Here is an 18,729-nt window from a genome sequence, read left to right as displayed (position 1 = left end):
TCTTTATCGGGTCGACGGAATAAGCTTGCCGGAAAAAACGATGGGGCCGGTGGCCTTACCGGTCGGGGAGCCGCCTTCGGGCTCGAGCGTGACGGCAAACGTTGCGCTCTCAATCACATCGGGTTTGTAGGCGGCGAGCGTAGTCCGCGAAACGATTTTCGGCTGATCTATGACGCCCAAGGATTTCGGCGCCCCGAGACTATCCTGCACAATCCACAATTCGTAGCTTTTTCCGGCCTCGGGCTTGGCGGCGACAGGCTGCACCGTCATGATCCGGTCTTCGATGTTGACCGTCACGAGAAACGCCGGAGAACCCGCATCTTTTTGCAGAACAGCGACGAGGTTCTGCTGCTTCGACTTCGGTTGGAAGTCTTTGACGCCAATCGCGAAGACGAGGCTCGCCGCAAGGGCGGAAGCGGCAAGCGCCGTGGCCCGCCAAATTTTCAACCCTCGGCGCAATTGGATGACGGTGGTATCCCTCGTCGAGACATCCGCCCGCGTTTCGATCCGCGTCAGAACTTTGGGCAAAATATTTGCTGGAGGTTTCACCTCCGGGCCGACGTCCGACAACGGGGCAAGCCGCTGTTCCCACGCGACGATAGCCGCTTCGAGCGCAGGTTCTCGCAAACGCCGCACGCCAACAGACGCCCTTTCGTTGGCATCGAGCGTCCCGAGGACGTATTCCCCGGCGAGGGCGTCTATGTCGTCGTTGTCCATCATGGCCCGAGACAATCCCTCAACTGAGCGAGCGACCGGCGAAGCCAGGTTTTGATCGTGTTCACGGGCTGATCGTATTTCGCGGCGAGTTCATCGCGGCTTGATCCATCGCAATACGCTAGGATGACCATCTCGCGGCGACTTGGCTCCAGCCGCGCGAGGCAATCCGCAAGGCGTCGGGCATCCTCGCCGCGCAACACACTCGCGAGCCCCGTCTCGTCGTCCGATGGCATATCCTGGACTTCCGGATGATCCTCGATCGAAACGGGCGCTTTGCGGCGCAATTCATCAAGCGCACGGTTCCGCGCGATGGCCGCCATCCAGGAGATTGGCGAAGCCATTTCGGCCCTGAAGTCCCCTGCCCGCTCCCATATTTTCACGTAAACCTCTTGCAGCACCTCATCCGCAATGTCCCGACGACGCAAGATACGGAGAATGATGCCGTAAAGTTTCGGGCTCGTCGCACGATAAACCTCTGCGAACGCAGCCCGATCCCGTTCGGCGACGCGTTGCAGGAGTGCGCTGATATCTTCGGCGGACGCCATTATGATTTTTGTTTCGCCGTACTAATTCAAAAAACCAACAGCCGATAATTTTATAGAGTGCGTAACATATTGAGGTAGTGTCGTCGCAAGCTTTACTGCAACAGCACAGAGCCTTCCGAGAAAATCAGCTTACTCACCAGTCTAAACCCCGTCTCACACCCGCCCGACGCGGTTTTTTGTTTTGGCCCCGCTAATGTTCGCTCAGTCTCTGTCGGCACGCTTTGCGCTTCCCCTTCCCCGGCCACCTTGGTCTGTCTTCAACATCAATCATCGCACCGCCGCACCGCGCCATGAATTTCTGCGCGTCTTCCTCTTCAGCGAAGCAGCAAACATTGAACCATTGGTCGTCGCGGTAAAAAGAATGTCCGCGCGGCGCAAGAGATCGACCCTCGCAGAATTCGCGCAGCGATCTATTGCGACGGGCGGTTTTAGGCGCTGGCCAATCGACTGCCGATGAGGCTGTTCAAGACGCGCGACACATCCTCAGGGCAGTAGGGTTTGTTGAGTATCGGCGGGGAAACAGAGTGCTCATCTGTTCCTCGCCTGCGCTCACCGTTACACTTTGTGAGTTCCTATTTTGTCCTGCATGCGGTACGCCTTGCGCATGGTCAGACGTTTCGATAGCTTCCCGCCGCCCTCGCGAATTGTGGAAGTCTTCCAAGCCTTCGAAATCCACGACAAGAACGGCAACCGATTGCTGACAATTCCGGCGTCTGAACGCCCAACGTTACGACGGTGCGGTAATGGAATTCGCTTGACCCATCAGCAAGGTTTGACGTTGGCGAAGGCCATCTGCCGGTTCGCAAAAACGGGACTTGATTGAGGGGAATTTTATGAGCGCAGCACGACGAAGTGACGACGCAGATGCTTCTCGAAATCCGTAAGCGCATCGTCGAAGAAACAGTGAGCATGAACCCTGCCTTCGATCACGAAGGGCTCGACGAAGAAGTGACGAAAGCTCTTGTCGATCTCTCGCACTATGGCGAACTTGATCGAGAACACTTGACTAGGTATGCGAGGCAGAGAGCCAATCGGTTTGTGTGGGTGAAGGCGTCGGGTTGGAATTGATTGTGCTGCGCAGCGACGAATTATTCAGTACGGAGAATAAATCGGGAAGACTTAATCCCGAAAACGTTATATCAAAAGACACGCCCAAAACGTCCGGGGCTTTGCGACGGATTTGCACTCCCCCGTGCCTCCGTTGTCGGGCGTCAGCTTTGCCCCCCAATGCTGACGCCTTTTCCATTTCAGACGCGCTATGCTTTGACTAGCAGCGGTGACGCCAAACGCATCGATAGAAGCCCCCGCCTTCCCAACCCCATCGATCGGAGCACCGAAACCGCACGTCCACGCACCGAGCGCCTGGCCCAACGTCCGGGGAAAACCACATACCGTTTTGCCTAACCCAGTGATGACCATAGCCAGGATAGCCATCCCACGATGCCTGTCGAACAGGCGACAGGTCGGGGGGCGAAACGGGTGATAGCGTCAAGGCGCTCGCGGTGCCGGTCAGCGCACAAATCACAAAAATACTACTTAAAAGCGATGCAATTTTCATGGACCTATCCACTTCTAGGTAAAGTTGACGCCTCAAGGGCAGAACGAAAATACGCAAACCAGCTCGTATCTAGCGGGAATTGTGATAGTCGACATTCTTCCCCTTCATATCAAAATTTCAACCTCGCGACCTTCTCTCGGTTAAGCCGACGGCGGTACCTGGAGGACGCCGGAGTAGGTGCCTGGAAAGAAAGACGAAGGGCCGGCGGGGTTGGTTTAGGGCGAGGGCGCAGCGGAGGCGGCCCTTCTGCAAATCCCCGCGAACGAACCATCGCCGAACTAAAGACCTTCCGTAAGGATGAAGTGCGATTAATTCGGCCGCTGATCGCGCTTGGCCTGGACCCTGGCATTGGCTTTCATAATGCTGCCGATCTTCGCACCGGGAGTGCAAACCCGTTTCGGAGCACCACCCTTATCTCGCTGACCAGCGCTCGCTATTGATCCCGCTGCCGGGTGATGGGAAAACTTATTCGCGCGATAGAGAGCACGGTGTGCGGCATCGACTTGGTCGGCCTTCGCTTCCAAATGGTGAAGTCGGGCACGCTCTTTTTTTACAACTTTGAGCGCCTGCGCGAACACTTGCTTTCGTTTCGCGGGATGATCAGCAGTCCCCGGAAAGCTCTTGCCCCGCGCATCCGACGTTCCTTTGACCTCCCGGCGCTTATGGCGCGCAAAGGTTTGGGCCTTGTCTCGAAAACCTTCGAGCCGCAACGCCAGACTACGCAAGCCGTCCTTATCCAAGCTGTAGATTGCAGGATGATGCGCCGACTTAACGGCCTCGTATTCCTCGTGGCTCAGAAGGCCTTCGGCATCTTTGTTCGAATAGGACATATGGCACCTTACGCAATGCTTATTGTTGCCGCCCTTGGACGGAAGTTCGGATAAGCGTCAGTTGTAGTGGGTGTTGGCGTGATAAGTAATCATCAGCATCGCCATGATAATTGCCGAGAACAATCCGGCTAGCGCGCCGAGCAGCACGGGCATTTCGCCGATTATGCTGCCGTAAAGATCGTGCGCTGCTAAACTTCCCGCGACAGATGCAATGGCGGAGTAGGCAACGACGACGCCCGGAACGCGAGTGTCGTCCGCACCGACACCAGCTCCTAGAAAAACGACTTTGTAGCGAGCGATGCCGGAGATGACGGTGGCCGCTAACCCGGCGATGATTGCGACGGCCCGAGAGCTCAAATTCGTGCCGCTAAGCACCAAACCGACCAGCGCACCAATGGCCATAGCAACAACAATAACAATGAGAAGGCTTGCAGATATCGTTCCCGGTTTCCGAACAGGCATGGTCGCTCCCTGGGTAATATAATTATCAGTAGCAGTCTGATTGCTTTTCTTGGCTAGTCAAGGAAGCAAGGAATTTCACGCTACAGCGAACGACCAAGTTCGTCGCTTTAATGTACGAACGCTTAATAGCGCGCCGTACATCTTGCTGCGCCGCCGCATTTCCGAACTATTTATCGAACTGCGGACAAGCAGAGCCGTGAACCGCCAAACAATTCCGACATTGAATGCAATTGTGGCGCCTGCGCACTTCAAGCGTTAACGTACCTGCCGAAACCGTATGTTGTTCGCGCCAATTTTCCGTTCTCAATATGGCTCTCGCTTTGTCCTTCGACAGGGGATCGGAGCGAGATGGAAAATGAAACGAAATGGGAGACAAATAATGGGAAGGTTGCTCTCGCTGATCGCGCTTTTCGGCGTGATGGCATTCGCTAGTGTCGCTTCAATACCAAGTGCGCACGCCGCCGCGCTGAGCTCAGGTATTCATGCGCTCAAAACCGAACAGACCAGTGTAGCTGAGAAAACTGCGACGCGTTGTTGGTGGCGTAACGGTCGCCGTCACTGCCGGTGGGTCGGTCCTCGCGGGAACCGCTGCTGGTGGCGTAACGGTCGTCGCATCTGCCGTTGGTAGGTTAGTCCCCCAGAACGCAATAGCGCCAGCCGCATTCTTGGCTGGCGCGACTGTGTGCAATCCCATTATTGAAACTGTATTTTATTCAAGTAACGACGCGTGACAGTATTGGTGGGCGGCGTTCGCCCGAGATTTAAAGCTTGCTAGAAACTGGCCGACGGCATTGTTTTCCGCACCAGACAAATTCGACCCAACGAATGGGGTTAGCTGCTTTTCAATTTCCGTCGTGCCGAACCTCGAAATTTTGTCGGGCAGCATAAGTGACGTGTCTCTTCCGGCGGTGCACGACGCTGAAAAATTGCGGATGGTATTGGAGGAAGCCGGGCCTATGAACACTACATCTCTGCTATGCGCGCGCGAAAGCCAGTCTTGCTTTTTGTGCGGCTGATGAGCAACGCAACACAGCATTCCCCAGTGTTCTAAAAGTTTTTTGTGAGGCTATCCCAATCTGCGATGGCTCTTCGCCCCGCTACGTGCAGTATCGATAGGGTGCAGCGGCATCCGAATTGGTGGGGATTTCATGGCCGAAGTCATTGCAGTTCTGCTCGACGCAGTGAAGGTGCTCGCACCGGCAAAAGCTTTGGACCTCGATAAGGCTTCTGCTCAACGCACGACGTTAAGGTCGCTCGAGTTGGATAGCTTGGACACCTTGCAGCTCGCAATGAATATCGAAGATGCCCTCGGCGTCGATATAGAAATCGTAGACTTTCCGGATACCTTGACACTTGCCGAACTAGCGGAACGATTGTCGCGGCAAATCGCAAGAGCGAAAAATTCCAAAATTTCTATGTCAGCCTGATCGTAATCGTTCCGGGCATTTGAAAAGGGTCGGTGTAGGGGTTCATCGCGATTGAGCGACAATCAACCCGCAGATGAAACCGGGAAAGTTCGGCCACGACCTGGACCCAAACCTTTTCCGAAATGGATTTTCCCAGGCATGTATGGGCGCCAAATCCGAAAAGCGCTGATCGATTTTCTTCAACGGTATAAGCCTTGCTTTGGGTGAAACATCTTATCCGATCACCCATCTCGAAAGTATGAGAACACCGTTCAGGCCTTGCGAAAATTCGATCGACGTACGTTAGGGAACTCGACGGAAACATCCTCGGCCAAGAAATCTCGCTCAATTTTGCGCCTTGGTTACTCTGAAAAACGGTCCAAAGCGATAGCCCCAAACTTCCGACGAACGGTCTTGCCCCTAGTGACGCTAAACAAACGTGTATCAAATCGTCATCCGAGTAAACGCAATAGGCGTCCAAAAACGCCGCTATCAGAGCATTGATTTTCGCGCGCTCGCGTATGGATAGAAAAGGGCTGAACAAAGTCGGCACCGCATCGATCAGCTCCAGCATATCTTTGTTTGGTGGCACGATTGCAGAGGAAATAGATCGCCAGAGGGGCTGACAGAACTCGGCAATTAAGTCCACTTCAGAACCTGCACGAAGCAGTTTTTGGCTCAGCATTGAAAGAGCTTCGATACTTGCCGCGAATTGAACGTCCTTCGTTCGAGAGACCTGCTTCGCCATCAGTTTGCGAATTTTTTGATGGTTGTTGCCATCAATGAAAACCGGCAAATGATCGAGAAGCTTTATTGCAGCAGAGAAGTCGATATTTGTTCTTTGCGAGAGTTCTCGATATCGATCAGACATAGAATACGTGGCGAACTCGGATGACAATATTATCGCTTTCGCCTCTGGCGCATTCTCAATGAACTTGATTTCATTCGCCATGCGACCACACAACCGCTGAAGACTCAACCTATCCCTTCTAATAAATCTCAGAGCATGTCGATACAAACCAATGGGGGGTGACGCATTTCCGTTCTACCATCCCGAAAAAGCAAACCGCCAAGGGGGCTGCGATAATTAGGCGGATCAAGCAATGGGAACTGGCGTTGAATGCCTGTAAGACGACGATTGAAGGACCTACGAAGAAGTATCCGCCCCTTCGACCGGAGGTACCGTCTCGCATTCTTTCTGTTTCGAAACTGGTGGAAGCCGCCCGATGTTCTTTTTCGTGGCGCATGGAGGATCGTCGACGGCGCTCCATCGAAGCGGGTGATCCAAGGGCGTTACGGCGTCCCAGTCCGACATATTCGACATTTTATGCTGCGTCACTTTATGAAGCGGCTCGTTCCGCGATATTCGCCCGAGGTGCGCTCCGACAAGGCATTTCTTCAACACGCGCTCGCCACGCCTTGCGTTGTCGCGTGCATACATTCCCAAACGGAGTTCGCAGTTTGTGCCGCGTTGGATAGAGCAGGGCTTCGGACGGCATTCGTAAGTGCGGACCCAATTGTGCAGACGCAGATAGAAAACTACGATTTTTCTATCCCCCCGTTAAATATTCTTCGCCGCCCCGATCTATTCGTGCAGGCCCGAGCAGCCCTTAAATGTGGAAGGATCTTTGTTTGCGACGCGGACTTCATCCTAAATAGAGGTCTTCCAAACGCGCAAGTTTGCATCTCGAAATCACTTTTCGAATTCCGACGAATGTCCGGTGCAAACCTATTTTTCAGCTACGTCCAAATCTTCGAAGACGGGGCGATGAACTGCATCATAGAACCCGCACCTCAACAGTCGTCCTCCGCCCGAGAAGATGCGCAATATTTCATCGACTTCATAGAGCGCGTTGAGGGCGGACAACCGCATCTAACAATTGATGATTGGCCTGCTTGCTAACAGTTTACCGGCCTATGCGGACGGTCGGCGGGGCTGCGACGATCCGTTTCGACAAGTCGCCAATCCGTGAGGTGAAACCTCCCAACCCATCGCATCCGAGTTCGGTCGCTCTTCCAGATGTTACGAGTAAAGGAGAAATCGATGCTCAGATTTAAACAGACGGCCACAGCACTCGCGGCGGCGTGCGCATTAGCTGCGTTCTCGTTGCCGGCGTCCGCTGCCCACTTCGGCGGTGGTGGTCACATGGGTGGCGGCCACGGCGGTGGTTTCGGTCATGGCGGCCAAGGTGGTCATTTCGCGGGCGGATACGGTCACGGCGGTGGCCATTGGCGCGGTGGGAGAGGCTACGGTTACGGATATGGCTTTTATCCGGGTTTCGTGTACGGCGATGACTATTACGATGACGATTACGGCGATTGCTATTGGCGCCACGGCCGTCGTCTCTGCCGTTACTAATCTACGTTGCTCCTTACGCCTTTGCCCCGGTCCCTCGTTGGAGAGGCCGGGTTTTTTCTCGACTGGGCGTCACCAGGCCACGGGGCTAGAGAGCCAAGGCGCTAGCGTGCTAAGGGATTATTCATCATGTTTATGGGCGAAATATTTCGAAGCGAACATAGCTTCTAGGTTCGCAGTCTCTGCTTCGGCCTATGGAGAACGCTAAATGTTTCAACGGAAACATCTCATTGCCGCCGCTGTAGCGAGCATGACTGTGATCAGCGTCGCTACGCCGTCCGAGGCTCACCACCGCCGTGGCTATTCCGGCTACGGGTACCCGAACCGCTATGCCTATCCATTTCCCTATCGGGCCGCGTACGGGTATTTCTACCCGCCGACCTACTATGCGGGGCCGCCAATGTATCCCCGCCAAGCCTTCTACGGGCCTTTACACTATGGACCTTATCACGGCCGCTATTACTATCGCGCGCGACGCGTCTATAGCCCGCAGTGGTGACGTCGGAAGCTTCGCTCAATTATTTTATTCCAGCACCCGGCCATCACGGACGCAAACATACTTGTGGTCTTTTTCAACGACCAGGCCGCCCTTGGCCGTGCACGGCTCTTGCAATTTGAAACCGTACCAGATCGCCAAACCCAAAATAGCCGCGACTACAATTACAACTGCACGCATTGTATGTTCTTACTTCTTCGCTGCTTTCAACTTCGGCGCGTTCTTACCGGCCTTCGTGCGGCTGGCAGCGACGCGTTGGCTGCCTTTTCCATCTTTGAACTTTAACGCCTCGATGCGGGCTTCATTCGACTTTCGCTTGGCGTGATGTTCACGGCTTTTTCGTCCAGCTTGCATGGGATGCTCCGCTTGCTTTCGGGCGGAAATGTCGACACTTTCAAAGAAGCTCTGTCAATCTTTCCGGGCGATGCGCGGTTTAGCTGCTACATTCACATCGCGGAACATTCACCCTAATTGCGATGCTGTCAGCCAAATGCCGTGGTGCACAAAGCTGATATGGAGAACTGCATGTCGGAAGTTCGCAACCAATTTCATCAAGTAGCGGCTGCGGGCTTTACTCGCGAAACTGGCTTGTGGACGTTAGTCTCAAATACGGTCACCGGTGCGCAGAACGTCGAACATGAATGGTCGTGCCAAGACCCATTTAGCTTCGGCGGATTGGATAGCGGGACGTCCACGGTGACCGTCGAAAACTTCTTGATGGGTAGTGCAGACGACAGTCTGAAGCAGAAGTTACGGGACGCTTTGCTCAGCAATCCCGCTTCGAAAGAATAGAGCCGGCCTAACGGGCGCCGGCGGTCAGCGGCGAGGCGAAGCGAGAGCAGTCGATTGCCGATTACCAACAAAACGGCGGCGCGTGTGAAGCCGTCATTACCGGCGATCTAATCCGAAGCAAAGAGAAAGCCCCGCCATTTCTGACGAGGCTTGATAGGTTCACATTGCCCTTACGCCCGCTGGTTTCGATCCCGCTTGTTCGACCTTGCTGGCGCAGATGTTCTTCCTACGGATAAACGCTGCACGTAGTTTTGCGTTCAGATCAAGCCACATTTGGCAATGCGGTACATCGCTGGAAACGGAAAGAGCGACGGGTGTGAACCATCGCTCCCTGGCTTGCCGGTCAGAGCACGGGATGCGCTCTGTTGTCGTCGCTCAATGCCGGGTTTGAGGATCGGCGAAGAGCAACTATCTGAGCAAATCCCCAGTTCAAGCCGACCACAAGCTTGGCCGCAGTGCACGGAGGAAATTTACCAATCTTGTGTAGCGGGAGGGTATCGCTGCGATCTAAGCCGCAAGCCGAATGACGGTCCCTAACTTCGACGCCCGCACAGTGACGTGTCCGGCGCCGGAAAGGTCTCGAAGGACGTTCGATACATGCGACGTCGAGCAGCCCAACGCTCTGCCCAAAGCACGGTGCCCCGCATGAACGCGACAGGCGGACGTGAAGTCGTATCGATGCGTTGGGGCTTCGCTAGAGCCGTCATTATCGATCGACCTCTCGGATACCCAGCATCAAGATTTCGTGGAGGCGTTCGAGGCGCCAGGCCGAGCTATCTTGAAAACGGTATCGGCATTTCCGTAACGTCCACTGCCGTGCAGGCGGGATATGAGTTCAAGCTGAGGTGTGTCGACGTGATGTTTTTCCGGACAAGCATCATCATATCATCGATGTGGGCATGGACGATTTCGCCGAGGGCGATGAGTTGGTTTGATAATTCAATCTTCGTGTGAAGCTTGCATTCGAAAGACACCGGGCTGATGGCAATGCGCCCAGGCGTCACTTTGATGGATGGTTTGGTTTCAAGGTTGGCAAGTTGAATCTCGTCGACATCTGGCGGCGCATCGATGGATGTCAAGCTCATCGCTTCAGCAGCAGTTCGCGTTACAAGATTGACGACAAACTCTCCCGTATCGACAATATTCTGCGCAGTATCTTTCATGCGTCCGTCTGCGGCATCTATCATCCCCACCGCAAGCACCGCCGGATCCCGACTCATGGCGTTGAAGAAGCTGAACGGTGCGGCGTTGCGCACGCCAGCCACTGATACGGTGGTCACCCAGGCGATGGGCCTCGGAACGATGGTGCTGGTAAGCATCAGCGCACCGGTGATGCTTCGACCGAGCGGTAGCTCCTGGTGGCGCGTCTTTCGGGACGCGCCATTCCCTCCTCATTCTCCATTCGCCGTGAAACCGCTGCCCATGTAGTAAGTTAATCCGTCGAAAGGGGACGGGCCTTAGCCGTTTTTGGATTTGCTATTTTGGGCTTTCTTCGGGGCTTATGTCGTTCACCTCATCGATGAAACGCTCATTGCCGGCGGGTTCGTTACATGGATTGCGAGAAGCTTTTGGCCCTCTTACCACGCAATTATGTTCTTCTGGTTCAACGCAGCGCTGCTTGGGCTTATCGCTCTCGGCAATGTCATGTTCGAAAGTCTCGGCGGACACTGGGTTATCCTGCCAATCATATTCATCGGAGGTTTTGCCACGCATGCCTTCACGTTGCATCTCTATTGGACCATCCGGCAGCTTGCCTATTCGCCGGGGCTTTTGACCAGCCTGCTTTATCTCGTCGTGTTCTATTTGCTCGCGCGGTATGGCCTCGGCGGGCACCTAGTGACCGCTTTCGATTTTTGGGTGGGAACCGTGGTCGGGGCAGTCTTGGTTGGCGGGTTTCTATCGCTTGGGCCAATCGTGATTTTTCCGGCTCTGATGCGGCGCGAGCCGTAACTGTGTCAGCATCGGAACTGACTTCAATCTTGTCCGGGAAATGCGCACAATGCTTGAGCCCATCCGGTTTCCCTCGAGCGCCTTAGCGCTCGGCGCGCCTCTCGGCTTCGATGGGAAACACTACGTTACAATTCGAAACAGGCGTGACATGCGCAGGGCCGCTCGCTTCCATACTTAGATACCGATGCCGGTAAATATCGATCCGCCCAGAGGACGTATGCACTTCAACTCGAATGAGCGAATTGCGCTTTTCATCGATGGAGCCAGCCTACACATTACAGCCAAGTTTCTGGGATTCGAAGTTGACTATAAGCAGCTGCTTCTCTTCTTCGGCCAGAAGGGACGATTGCTCAAGGCACTTTATTATACGGCGCTTGCGGACGAGCAGGAATATTCGTCGATCCGTCCGCTGATCGATTGGCTCGACTACAACGGCTTCGCGATGGTGACGAAGCCGACGAAAGAATTCACGGACGCGGCCGGGCGGCGCAAAGTCAAAGGGAACATGGAGGTCGAATTGACGGTCGATGCGATGCGTCTCGCTGACAGCCTCGACCATATCGTCATCTTTTCGGGCGATGGCGATTTCCGCTGCCTCGTCGCAGCTCTTCAGCAGAAGGGCAAGCGTGTCAGCGTCGTCTCGACGCTGCAGACCCAGCCGCCGATGGTAGCCGACGAATTGCGGCGTCAAGCCGATGAGTTCATTGATCTCGCCGATCTCGCAGGCCAGATCGCCCGCGCGAATAGCGGCAGATCGCGACGCGAATAGCAAAGCAGAGGATACCTGAGCCTACCTTGTGGTCATGCCCTTACCGATGTCTGAACGATCGGCAAACGCAATTGGGCCTCCAATCCCCCTTCGGGGCGCATACCGAGATTGATCGTGCCACCATGCGCTGAAACAATATCACGTGCGATCGCAAGCCCTAGTCCGACGCCACCGGTCTCGCGGCTCCGAGATTGTTCGAGGCGGCTAAAGGGCCGAAACGCTCGTTCAACCAGCTCGGTCGGAATACCCGGGCCCTCATCCTTTATCACTACCCGAATGGCGTCCTGCACTGTCTGTAGTTCGATGTGCGCCGAGCCGCCATATTTGATCGCATTGTCGACCAGATTTACGAAGGCACGTTTTATCGCGATGGGCTGGCATACGGCGAACAGGTGATCGGGGCCGGCGTACTCCGTCCGCGCGCCCGTGTCTGAGAAGCTGTCGCAGATCGTGATGAGCAAAGCTGCGATGTCTACCCGTTCGGATCGCTCTCGTTTCAGATCGTCGCCGGCGAATGTGAGTGTCGCCGAAACCATCTGCTCCATCTCTTCCATATTTTTGATGAGACTGTCTTTGGCTTCGCTTTCGGGGAGCTCTTCGGAGGTCAGTCTGAGACGCGTGAGCGAAGTTCTCAAATCATGCGAGATCGCAGCGAGCATTTGCGTCCGTTCGTCGATAAAGCCCTTGATGCGATTCTGCATTTCATTGATCGCATCACCGATGACGACAAAGTCGCCGAGACCCCGCGTATCGATGGGGCTCGCCTGGCGTTCGATGCCGATGCGCTGCGCAGCAACGACAAGTTGATCGATAGGTCGCAGCGATCGCTTCGCTGTCCAGATTGATAAGGCCGAAATCAGGATAATGGCGCCGACCGCCGTAATAACAGGTGGCCTGAGGAAGGGCGTCAGGAACTCAGGGCGGTGAGGTTCAACGCGGATCCAACTTCCATCCTGACCTTCTACAGCGATGCTGAACCCATCGAAGATCGGAATGTCGGGTTCGACGGACGTCAGCGGACCGGTCGGAAGCTCTCGGTCAAACCCTTCCGGAACGAATTCGCGCGGTTCGTCGCCCGGTCCCCCGTGAGGTCGACCGCGCATCTCAATCGATATGCTTTTGGCGGTTCCGGACAGAGCCTCGCGGAGGGAACTCTGAAGCCGCGTCATATAAATGGTCAGATTCTCATCGCGCGGCCGAGGCGGAGCGCTCGGTTGCCAATTGATATCGAGCTTCGATTCGTTTGTGAGTCGTTCGGCGATAATTTGGCGTTGCGCGACACCGGCACCGAAAATGGCCTTCGCCGCTTCGTTGACGTGCGAGATGAGCCAATGGGCGCTGTAGACGGTGGCATCGGGGCGCGGGAGGAGAAAGAAGGTGGCAGCATTTAAGCCTGCCATAAGAAGCAGCGCCAACAGCATTGTGAGCGCGATCCGCGTGCTGAGCCCAAGTCTGAATATCCGCATGTGATGATCCGGGCTCAGGCGCGATTTCGTTGCATGGTACCATCGACGGGCGCGGTGAAAATATACCCGCCGCTGCGCACTGTCTTGATGAGGGTTGGTTGCTGCGGATCGTTTTCGATCTTGCGCCTCAACCGGCTCAATTGAACGTCGATGCTTCTATCGAACGGCGCGCTCGCACGCCCGCGCGTCAAATCCAGGAGTTGATTTCGGGTCAGAACCTGCTGCGGCCTTTCGACGAAGGCGAGCAGCAAATCGAATTCGCCCGCTGTCAAATCGACAAGTACATCTTCCGGGTTTCTGAGGATGCGCCGGACGGTGTCGAGCCGCCATCCGTCGAATTCGTAAAGACTGTGCGAGGGCGGCTCTTCCCTCGATGCGGTGTCCTGCGTGCGCCGGAGAACGGCGCGAATGCGCGCGAGAAGTTCACGGGGGCTGAACGGCTTCGTAACATAATCATCGGCTCCGATTTCGAGTCCAATGATGCGATCCGTCTCTGCCGACATCGCCGTGAGCAACACGACGGGTATCGAACGCGTTGCGCGCAGGCGACGGCAGAGCGACAAGCCGTCTTCGCCCGGCATCATCACATCGAGAACGATGAGGTCGAATTTCCCGACTTCCAGCGACGCCCACATTGCGGCATCGCCCCCGGCTTCCGTAACGCGCACGCCGTTCGAAACGAGAAAGCGGCCGAGGCTCGCTCGGATTTGTTTATCGTCATCAACGATAAGAATGTGAGGTGTCGCCGACAAGCAGTGACCTTCGAAATGCTAAATGCCGCTCATTCTTACGGCTCAAGTCGCACGCCGCCAACGGTGTTTGTGTAACGGACGGTTACACTTCGACGCTTAACGCTCATCCAAAACGGCTTTCGCCTTGATAGACACGGCACCACCGACGACGGAGCCCTAGCGGCAACCCTCGTAATCGTCGGAGTGGCGATGCACGTAAGGAGAGGTCCGTGACGAAGAGCAACGCACGTAAGTTTTGGATTGGCACGGCATGTCTGTCGCCGCTTATTCTCGGGGTGATGGCCTTGTCGGATGCGGCAGCGCAATCGCCTCAAGTCCCCGCCGCGAGCGAGGAGTCCGCGCACGGCCCCTTCGGGCCGCAATTCGGCGGTGATCCATTTGGGCCTCGCTTTGGGCCGGAGGGCCGTCCGCGATTTGGGCCGCCGCGCCCGCCAATGGAGCCGCAACACGTCGCCGCATTGCTGGCCGAAGCAGAGACCGAGATTGGTATTCGAGCAGAGCAACTCAATGAGTGGCGTGATTTTACGGATGCGCTACTGGCGATAACTGAGCCGCCGCAGGTTCCGAAGACTGAATCCCAATCGCCTTCGGCGGAACCGCCGAAATCGTTCGCTCTCGCGATGCAACTCGCAGACACAGCGATCGAGCGGGCTCAGAAAGCCGACGCGCTAAAGAAAGCCATCGAGGTTCTCCGCGCAAAACTAACCCCCGACCAACTGAGCAAAGTCGCCGCCATTGAGGCGCGCCTACCGCGCCGCGAATTTCCACCGCATTTCGCCCCTCCGCCGCCCCCAGGTTTTGCCGATGGATGCCTTTCCAACAGGCCGCTGCCGCACAACCCATGAAGCGGAGACGCCGAGCGCGCAGTTTCCTGTCCCTCTGCGCACGGCACCTTGAGGAAATAGAAACGTGAGACCCAAAATGAACAAGCTATTTGAGCTCGCCTTTCTACTTTTTTCTGCGGCTCTCGCCGTCTTTCTGTTTGCGATCCTGCTTATTCCGTCGGCCACGCCGTGACGCGTTCGACGAAAATAGTTTCGAGTATGCCTCGGATGCATCATTCGACCGAACGTCTAGCCAGATACCTCGTCGTCAAGGGCGAGATCAGGCGGGAGACATATCTAGAAATCAAAAACCTCGATCCATGGGCGTTTGTTGCCCTGTACGTGTACGCCATAGCACTACGACGCAAGTTGCGCCGCTCAAAGCAGCCACTCGGGATTCACAAACGCAGTTCCGAAGGGAAGTCAGGAACGCCGGAATGCGGTCCAGACTAGGGAGACCCACGAATGGATGAACTTTCTCGCCGTCAGGCTTTGCGTGGATTGATGTTAGGCACAGCCGGCGTCGGGCTGATCGTCGAACCGACATCCGCCCGGGCGGAAACAACCCCCGCCGCGCAACCGCAGGGCCTCTGCACTCTCTTCCCCCAAGCGGTCGAAGGTCCGTACTATTTCGATCCGAGGCTAATGCGGTCGGACATTGCGGAAGGCCGCCCCGGTTTGCCAACGCAGCTGATCCTGAAAGTCATCGACAGCGGCCCATGCACGCCGATATCCGGCGCGCGTGTCGATATCTGGCATGCAGATGCTCGGGGCATTTATTCGGGTTATGCGAGTCAGGGCGACAATCACGACATCTCGACAAAAAGCGATACCTATCTACGTGGAACTCAGATCAGCGGTGCCGACGGCACGGTCACGTTTCGCTCGATTTATCCTGGTTGGTATCCCGGACGTACGCCGCATATTCACGTGAAAGTTTTTCTCGATGCGCTCACGTTGGTCACCAGTCAGATCTATTTTGAGAATGAGCTGAGCGCACGCATTTATCGAGATCGCCAACCATACGCCGCTCGCCCCAAACAGGACACCGATAACAATTCCGATTTCATCTTCAAGTCCGAAGAGCATGAAGGCGGCGGCATAATTTTCACGGTCAAGGATAAGCCTGACTTGCTGGTAGCGTCGCTCATTATTGCGGTGGACCGCACGGGCGACGCGGCAAAACGTGCGATGGGGTGGGGACCGTACTTCCGGCAGCTGATCGGTCTATGACCGTGACTGAAAAGCCAAAATGCTGGAACGGTACGATTGGTGGCTGACTTCTGTCCGCTTTGGGCCGGGCGCCCTCATCGGAGGTCAAGAGAAAAAATCGGCTTTTCACGTGTCAGCCGGCACGACAACAGCAGACGGGAGCGCTTGCTCTGGCGATGTCGTTCAAGTCTGCAACTGGGATCGAGTGACCAGAAGAGTTCCGACGCGGCCCGAAGGCAGCGGTCGTCAGATAGCGGTCGTCCGCGCGCTGGAGCTATGGGCCATAAGCGAACATTGCCGGGTTTAACGCAAAGGAGGCATGATCATGCCCCTTCCAGCTCCTTCATAGCGAATGGCATCATCTCGGATGCACTCGGAGAGCTAAGGCGACGCGAGGATCGGTATCAAATTGCTTTCCTGGTCCGCATCAGGGGGAGTTATTTCAACGCTCCGCGACGACGCGCGATATCAAATTCAGTATCGGCGGATCGCGGCGTCGTACGACCGGCTCAGTAATCAGCTAGCCGGAGCGCCGTCGGCGGAATTTGCGTTTCGCATGCTGTTTGGCGCCGTTGCTCCGATCCGCCGGACTCTTGCTTCTCTTGTTGATGTGCAGGGGTACGTCCGGAAGCGGATGCAGCTGCGGGATAATCGCCGCAACCAATTGCATCCGACCTGAGATGACACCGCGGAGCGTGCTTAACTCATCGGCAATTTCCTGAAGTTTTACTGCCGGCCCCTGGACGAGGATAACCTCGAGCGTCTGATTGTTTGCAAGGTGGACGTGGAGCGAGCTGATCACTTCCGCAATGTTCTCGTATTGCAGGTCGGCCAGCCTCTTTTGTAATCCCGGCACGGAATTGTCGTAGAATAGGGTCACTGTCCCGACCATGACATCGGTACCGTACTCGCGCTTGTGCTCGACGAGCCAGTTGTGAAGCATGTCGCCAATGGCCTGCGATCTGCTCGCAAATCCACGGGCCTTGACGACCACGTCGAGCTCCGCCAACTGCTCCTCGGGCAAAGATACGCTCATTCGCGCAACGAGGTTATTCGAGCTTTCTACGGACATCGTATCCTCCGGCAGGACATTTTGCTCCGCGGACACAGCCGCGGGGCCAGCTTTTGATTTGCGGGCTCAGAATACCATGCCAGAAATTATCACCTCAGAAGAGATGGCTATAACGTTCGGTTTCCCAACTGCTAATAGAGAGATGGTAGTCCTGCCACTCTGCGGTTTTGTACTTGATGAATTCGTCGCGAAGCTCCTTGCCGAGCGTTTCCTCGATAAAGGGGTCCGCGGCAAACGCGATGACTGCTTCTTGGAGGCTTTGTGGCAGGAATTCTATCCCTCTCGCCGTCCGCTCCGTTTCCGATATCGCGTAGAGATTGTCTTCGTTTGGTTTGCCGGGATCAATCTTATTGCGCACGCCATCGAGACCGGCGGCGAGGGCCAGTGTGGCTGCGAGATATGGATTGACGGAGCCATCCGCATTCCTCGACTCGCATCGGCCGCCGCCCATCGGGACGCGCAGCGAGTTCGTGCGGTTGTTGGATCCATACGAATTGAACACCGGCGCCCATGAGAAAGTCCCCATGGCGCCCTGCCGCACGAGACGTTTGTAGCTATTGACCGTCGGCGCATACGCCGCACAAAGGGCGCGGCCGTGACGCAGAATACCGCCAATAAAGTGATAGCCGGTTTCGGTGAGGCCAAGGCCACGAGGATCATCCCCCGGCTTGCACGCGAAAACGTTGGCGCCACTGGCCAGATCCGACAGCGACATATTGAAGTGCGCGCCGCAGCCGGTTCTGTTGGCAAATGGTTTCGGCATCGTCGTGGCGATAAGTCCCTCCTCCTTGGCGTAGTGCTTTGCCATGAAGCGAAAGAACGTAAGCCGGTCACAGGTGGTGAGGGCGTCGGAATAGGTAAAATCGAATTCGAACTGTCCGTTCGCGTCTTCGTGGTCAAACGAATAGAGATCCCAACCAAGATCGTTGATGCACGAGGCGACCTTGTCGAGCCAGCTGAAAGCATTGACGAACCCCTGCACGTCATAGCAGGGCTTGCCGAGTTTATCGTCGGGATCCGGGATCGACAGGCTGCCGTCGGCATTCTTCTTCAGTAAGTAGATTTCGCATTCAATACCAAGGTTGAATCCAAAACCCAACTCTGCGGCCTTGGCTAGCTGGTTCTGCAACGCGACGCGCGTGCTCAGAGGGTAGGGCTTGCCGTGGAATGACAGGTCGGCAGGCGCCCATGCAAGCTTCGGTTCCCAGGGAAGCTGGATAACGCCCCGGAAATCCGGCACGGAAGCGAACTCGTCTTCGTTGGGCTCTTGCCCCAACCCATCGAGCGCGTAGCCGGTATAAAGCTCCGATCCGTGGGCCATGTGCTTCAAGTGCTCGATCGGCACCACCTTGCCCTTCGGCGCGCCGTGAATATCGACATAGGCTCCGATGCAATATTTTACACCTTGCTCCTTCAGTCGCCTGTAAGTCTCCTCGATATTCGGCGTGCCATTGCTGGCGGGGGCATGGGTATCCATGACGGCTTAGGTCCTTTCTTTTCTGAATCACAACTTGCTATTCGG

20 protein-coding genes are annotated in these 18,729 nt (G+C 55.8%); 9 read left to right on the top strand and 11 right to left on the bottom strand.

Annotated features, from left to right (window positions below; genetic code table 11):
• Positions 1-3: 3 nt before the first annotated feature.
• Both WC811_RS10675 and WC811_RS10670 read right to left on the bottom strand, forming a co-directional pair.
• Positions 4-720 (bottom strand): anti-sigma factor domain-containing protein, encoded by a 717-nt coding sequence (locus tag WC811_RS10675; protein ID WP_372644213.1) that lies wholly within the window; start codon positions 718-720, stop codon positions 4-6.
• Complete coding sequence (locus tag WC811_RS10670) at positions 717-1,262, bottom strand: sigma-70 family RNA polymerase sigma factor (protein WP_372644210.1); 546 nt, start codon at positions 1,260-1,262, stop codon at positions 717-719. The genes WC811_RS10675 and WC811_RS10670 overlap by 4 nt, the downstream gene beginning before the upstream one ends.
• An 864-nt stretch (positions 1,263-2,126) precedes the next feature.
• Between WC811_RS10670 and WC811_RS10665 the strand changes: the two genes are divergently transcribed.
• Positions 2,127-2,330 carry a hypothetical protein gene (locus tag WC811_RS10665; protein ID WP_372644208.1) on the top strand — a complete coding sequence of 68 codons (204 nt, stop codon included), beginning with the start codon at positions 2,127-2,129 and terminating at the stop codon, positions 2,328-2,330.
• Between the two features lie 798 nt (positions 2,331-3,128).
• Here WC811_RS10665 and WC811_RS10660 read toward each other — a convergent pair.
• Together WC811_RS10660 and WC811_RS10655 are read right to left on the bottom strand one after the other, a co-directional pair.
• Positions 3,129-3,650: a hypothetical protein gene (locus WC811_RS10660; RefSeq protein WP_372644205.1), complete on the bottom strand. Its 522-nt coding sequence runs from the start codon at positions 3,648-3,650 to the stop codon at positions 3,129-3,131.
• A gap of 57 nt (positions 3,651-3,707) precedes the next feature.
• Complete coding sequence (locus tag WC811_RS10655) at positions 3,708-4,112, bottom strand: hypothetical protein (protein WP_372644203.1); 405 nt, start codon at positions 4,110-4,112, stop codon at positions 3,708-3,710.
• A gap of 1,148 nt (positions 4,113-5,260) precedes the next feature.
• Here WC811_RS10655 and WC811_RS10650 point away from each other — a divergent pair.
• Positions 5,261-5,539: an acyl carrier protein gene (locus WC811_RS10650; RefSeq protein WP_372644200.1), complete on the top strand. Its 279-nt coding sequence runs from the start codon at positions 5,261-5,263 to the stop codon at positions 5,537-5,539.
• On the opposite strand, the gene WC811_RS10645 is transcribed toward WC811_RS10650, so the two are convergent.
• The gene (locus tag WC811_RS10645) at positions 5,526-6,470 is read right to left on the bottom strand and encodes a hypothetical protein (protein WP_372644197.1); all 945 of its coding nucleotides are present in this window, start codon (positions 6,468-6,470) and stop codon (positions 5,526-5,528) included. The two genes, WC811_RS10650 and WC811_RS10645, sit on opposite strands and share 14 nt — an antisense overlap.
• Before the next feature lie 1,092 nt (positions 6,471-7,562).
• Here WC811_RS10645 and WC811_RS10640 point away from each other — a divergent pair.
• Positions 7,563-7,877 (top strand): hypothetical protein, encoded by a 315-nt coding sequence (locus WC811_RS10640; protein ID WP_372644194.1) that lies wholly within the window; start codon positions 7,563-7,565, stop codon positions 7,875-7,877.
• Between the two features lie 205 nt (positions 7,878-8,082).
• On the top strand, positions 8,083-8,373 hold the full coding sequence (locus tag WC811_RS10635; protein ID WP_372644191.1) for a hypothetical protein: 291 nt from the start codon (positions 8,083-8,085) through the stop codon (positions 8,371-8,373).
• Positions 8,374-8,559: 186 nt separating this feature from the next.
• Here WC811_RS10635 and WC811_RS10630 read toward each other — a convergent pair whose 3' ends face one another.
• On the bottom strand, positions 8,560-8,724 hold the full coding sequence (locus tag WC811_RS10630) for a hypothetical protein (protein WP_372644188.1): 165 nt from the start codon (positions 8,722-8,724) through the stop codon (positions 8,560-8,562).
• Between the two features lie 171 nt (positions 8,725-8,895).
• Between WC811_RS10630 and WC811_RS10625 the strand changes: the two genes are divergently transcribed.
• Positions 8,896-9,162, top strand: coding sequence for a hypothetical protein (locus tag WC811_RS10625; protein WP_372644184.1), 267 nt, complete (start codon positions 8,896-8,898; stop codon positions 9,160-9,162).
• A gap of 773 nt (positions 9,163-9,935) precedes the next feature.
• Here the strand turns inward: WC811_RS10625 and WC811_RS10620 are convergent.
• On the bottom strand, positions 9,936-10,481 hold the full coding sequence (locus tag WC811_RS10620) for a flavin reductase family protein (RefSeq protein WP_372644181.1): 546 nt from the start codon (positions 10,479-10,481) through the stop codon (positions 9,936-9,938).
• A gap of 148 nt (positions 10,482-10,629) precedes the next feature.
• Here WC811_RS10620 and WC811_RS10615 point away from each other — a divergent pair, with 148 nt between their 5' ends.
• Entirely contained in the window at positions 10,630-11,112 is a 483-nt protein-coding gene (locus WC811_RS10615) for an HXXEE domain-containing protein (RefSeq protein ID WP_372644177.1), read from the top strand.
• A gap of 217 nt (positions 11,113-11,329) precedes the next feature.
• The gene (locus WC811_RS10610; RefSeq protein ID WP_372645757.1) at positions 11,330-11,881 is read left to right on the top strand and encodes an NYN domain-containing protein; all 552 of its coding nucleotides are present in this window, start codon (positions 11,330-11,332) and stop codon (positions 11,879-11,881) included.
• A gap of 32 nt (positions 11,882-11,913) precedes the next feature.
• On the opposite strand, the gene WC811_RS10605 is transcribed toward WC811_RS10610, so the two are convergent.
• Together WC811_RS10605 and WC811_RS10600 are read right to left on the bottom strand one after the other, a co-directional pair.
• Positions 11,914-13,347: an ATP-binding protein gene (locus tag WC811_RS10605; RefSeq protein ID WP_372644174.1), complete on the bottom strand. Its 1,434-nt coding sequence runs from the start codon at positions 13,345-13,347 to the stop codon at positions 11,914-11,916.
• A 14-nt stretch (positions 13,348-13,361) separates the two neighbouring features.
• A complete protein-coding gene (locus tag WC811_RS10600) occupies positions 13,362-14,099 on the bottom strand; it encodes a response regulator (protein ID WP_372644171.1) in 738 nt (245 codons plus the stop codon).
• Positions 14,100-14,308: 209 nt separating this feature from the next.
• Between WC811_RS10600 and WC811_RS10595 the strand changes: the two genes are divergently transcribed.
• Entirely contained in the window at positions 14,309-14,944 is a 636-nt protein-coding gene (locus tag WC811_RS10595; protein ID WP_372644168.1) for a hypothetical protein, read from the top strand.
• A 444-nt stretch (positions 14,945-15,388) separates the two neighbouring features.
• Positions 15,389-16,156 (top strand): intradiol ring-cleavage dioxygenase, encoded by a 768-nt coding sequence (locus WC811_RS10590; protein ID WP_372644165.1) that lies wholly within the window; start codon positions 15,389-15,391, stop codon positions 16,154-16,156.
• Between the two features lie 499 nt (positions 16,157-16,655).
• On the opposite strand, the gene nikR is transcribed toward WC811_RS10590, so the two are convergent.
• Positions 16,656-17,207: a nickel-responsive transcriptional regulator NikR gene (nikR, locus tag WC811_RS10585; protein WP_372644162.1), complete on the bottom strand. Its 552-nt coding sequence runs from the start codon at positions 17,205-17,207 to the stop codon at positions 16,656-16,658.
• Positions 17,208-17,301: 94 nt separating this feature from the next.
• Positions 17,302-18,684: a type III glutamate--ammonia ligase gene (glnT, locus tag WC811_RS10580; RefSeq protein WP_372644159.1), complete on the bottom strand. Its 1,383-nt coding sequence runs from the start codon at positions 18,682-18,684 to the stop codon at positions 17,302-17,304.
• Positions 18,685-18,729 lie beyond the last annotated feature (45 nt).

Origin of the sequence: Hyphomicrobium sp. (assembly GCF_041659645.1) — a bacterium.
Classification (GTDB): domain Bacteria; phylum Pseudomonadota; class Alphaproteobacteria; order Rhizobiales; family Hyphomicrobiaceae; genus Hyphomicrobium_B.
The sequence above is the reverse complement of the archived record's forward strand: the minus strand, read 5'-3'. Positions and strand labels throughout refer to the sequence as shown.

Coding starts and splice junctions, on each gene's coding strand:
- WC811_RS10675 (WP_372644213.1), bottom strand. CDS start 720: ATGATGGACAACGACGACATAGACGCCCTCGCCGGGGAATACGTCCTC.
- WC811_RS10610 (WP_372645757.1), top strand. CDS start 11,330: ATGCACTTCAACTCGAATGAGCGAATTGCGCTTTTCATCGATGGAGCC.
- WC811_RS10630 (WP_372644188.1), bottom strand. CDS start 8,724: ATGCAAGCTGGACGAAAAAGCCGTGAACATCACGCCAAGCGAAAGTCG.
- WC811_RS10625 (WP_372644184.1), top strand. CDS start 8,896: ATGTCGGAAGTTCGCAACCAATTTCATCAAGTAGCGGCTGCGGGCTTT.
- WC811_RS10650 (WP_372644200.1), top strand. CDS start 5,261: ATGGCCGAAGTCATTGCAGTTCTGCTCGACGCAGTGAAGGTGCTCGCA.
- WC811_RS10605 (WP_372644174.1), bottom strand. CDS start 13,347: ATGCGGATATTCAGACTTGGGCTCAGCACGCGGATCGCGCTCACAATG.
- glnT (WP_372644159.1), bottom strand. CDS start 18,684: ATGGATACCCATGCCCCCGCCAGCAATGGCACGCCGAATATCGAGGAG.
- WC811_RS10660 (WP_372644205.1), bottom strand. CDS start 3,650: ATGTCCTATTCGAACAAAGATGCCGAAGGCCTTCTGAGCCACGAGGAA.
- WC811_RS10645 (WP_372644197.1), bottom strand. CDS start 6,470: ATGGCGAATGAAATCAAGTTCATTGAGAATGCGCCAGAGGCGAAAGCG.
- WC811_RS10665 (WP_372644208.1), top strand. CDS start 2,127: ATGCTTCTCGAAATCCGTAAGCGCATCGTCGAAGAAACAGTGAGCATG.
- WC811_RS10670 (WP_372644210.1), bottom strand. CDS start 1,262: ATGGCGTCCGCCGAAGATATCAGCGCACTCCTGCAACGCGTCGCCGAA.
- WC811_RS10590 (WP_372644165.1), top strand. CDS start 15,389: ATGGATGAACTTTCTCGCCGTCAGGCTTTGCGTGGATTGATGTTAGGC.
- WC811_RS10620 (WP_372644181.1), bottom strand. CDS start 10,481: ATGCTTACCAGCACCATCGTTCCGAGGCCCATCGCCTGGGTGACCACC.
- WC811_RS10640 (WP_372644194.1), top strand. CDS start 7,563: ATGCTCAGATTTAAACAGACGGCCACAGCACTCGCGGCGGCGTGCGCA.
- WC811_RS10655 (WP_372644203.1), bottom strand. CDS start 4,112: ATGCCTGTTCGGAAACCGGGAACGATATCTGCAAGCCTTCTCATTGTT.
- WC811_RS10635 (WP_372644191.1), top strand. CDS start 8,083: ATGTTTCAACGGAAACATCTCATTGCCGCCGCTGTAGCGAGCATGACT.
- nikR (WP_372644162.1), bottom strand. CDS start 17,207: ATGTCCGTAGAAAGCTCGAATAACCTCGTTGCGCGAATGAGCGTATCT.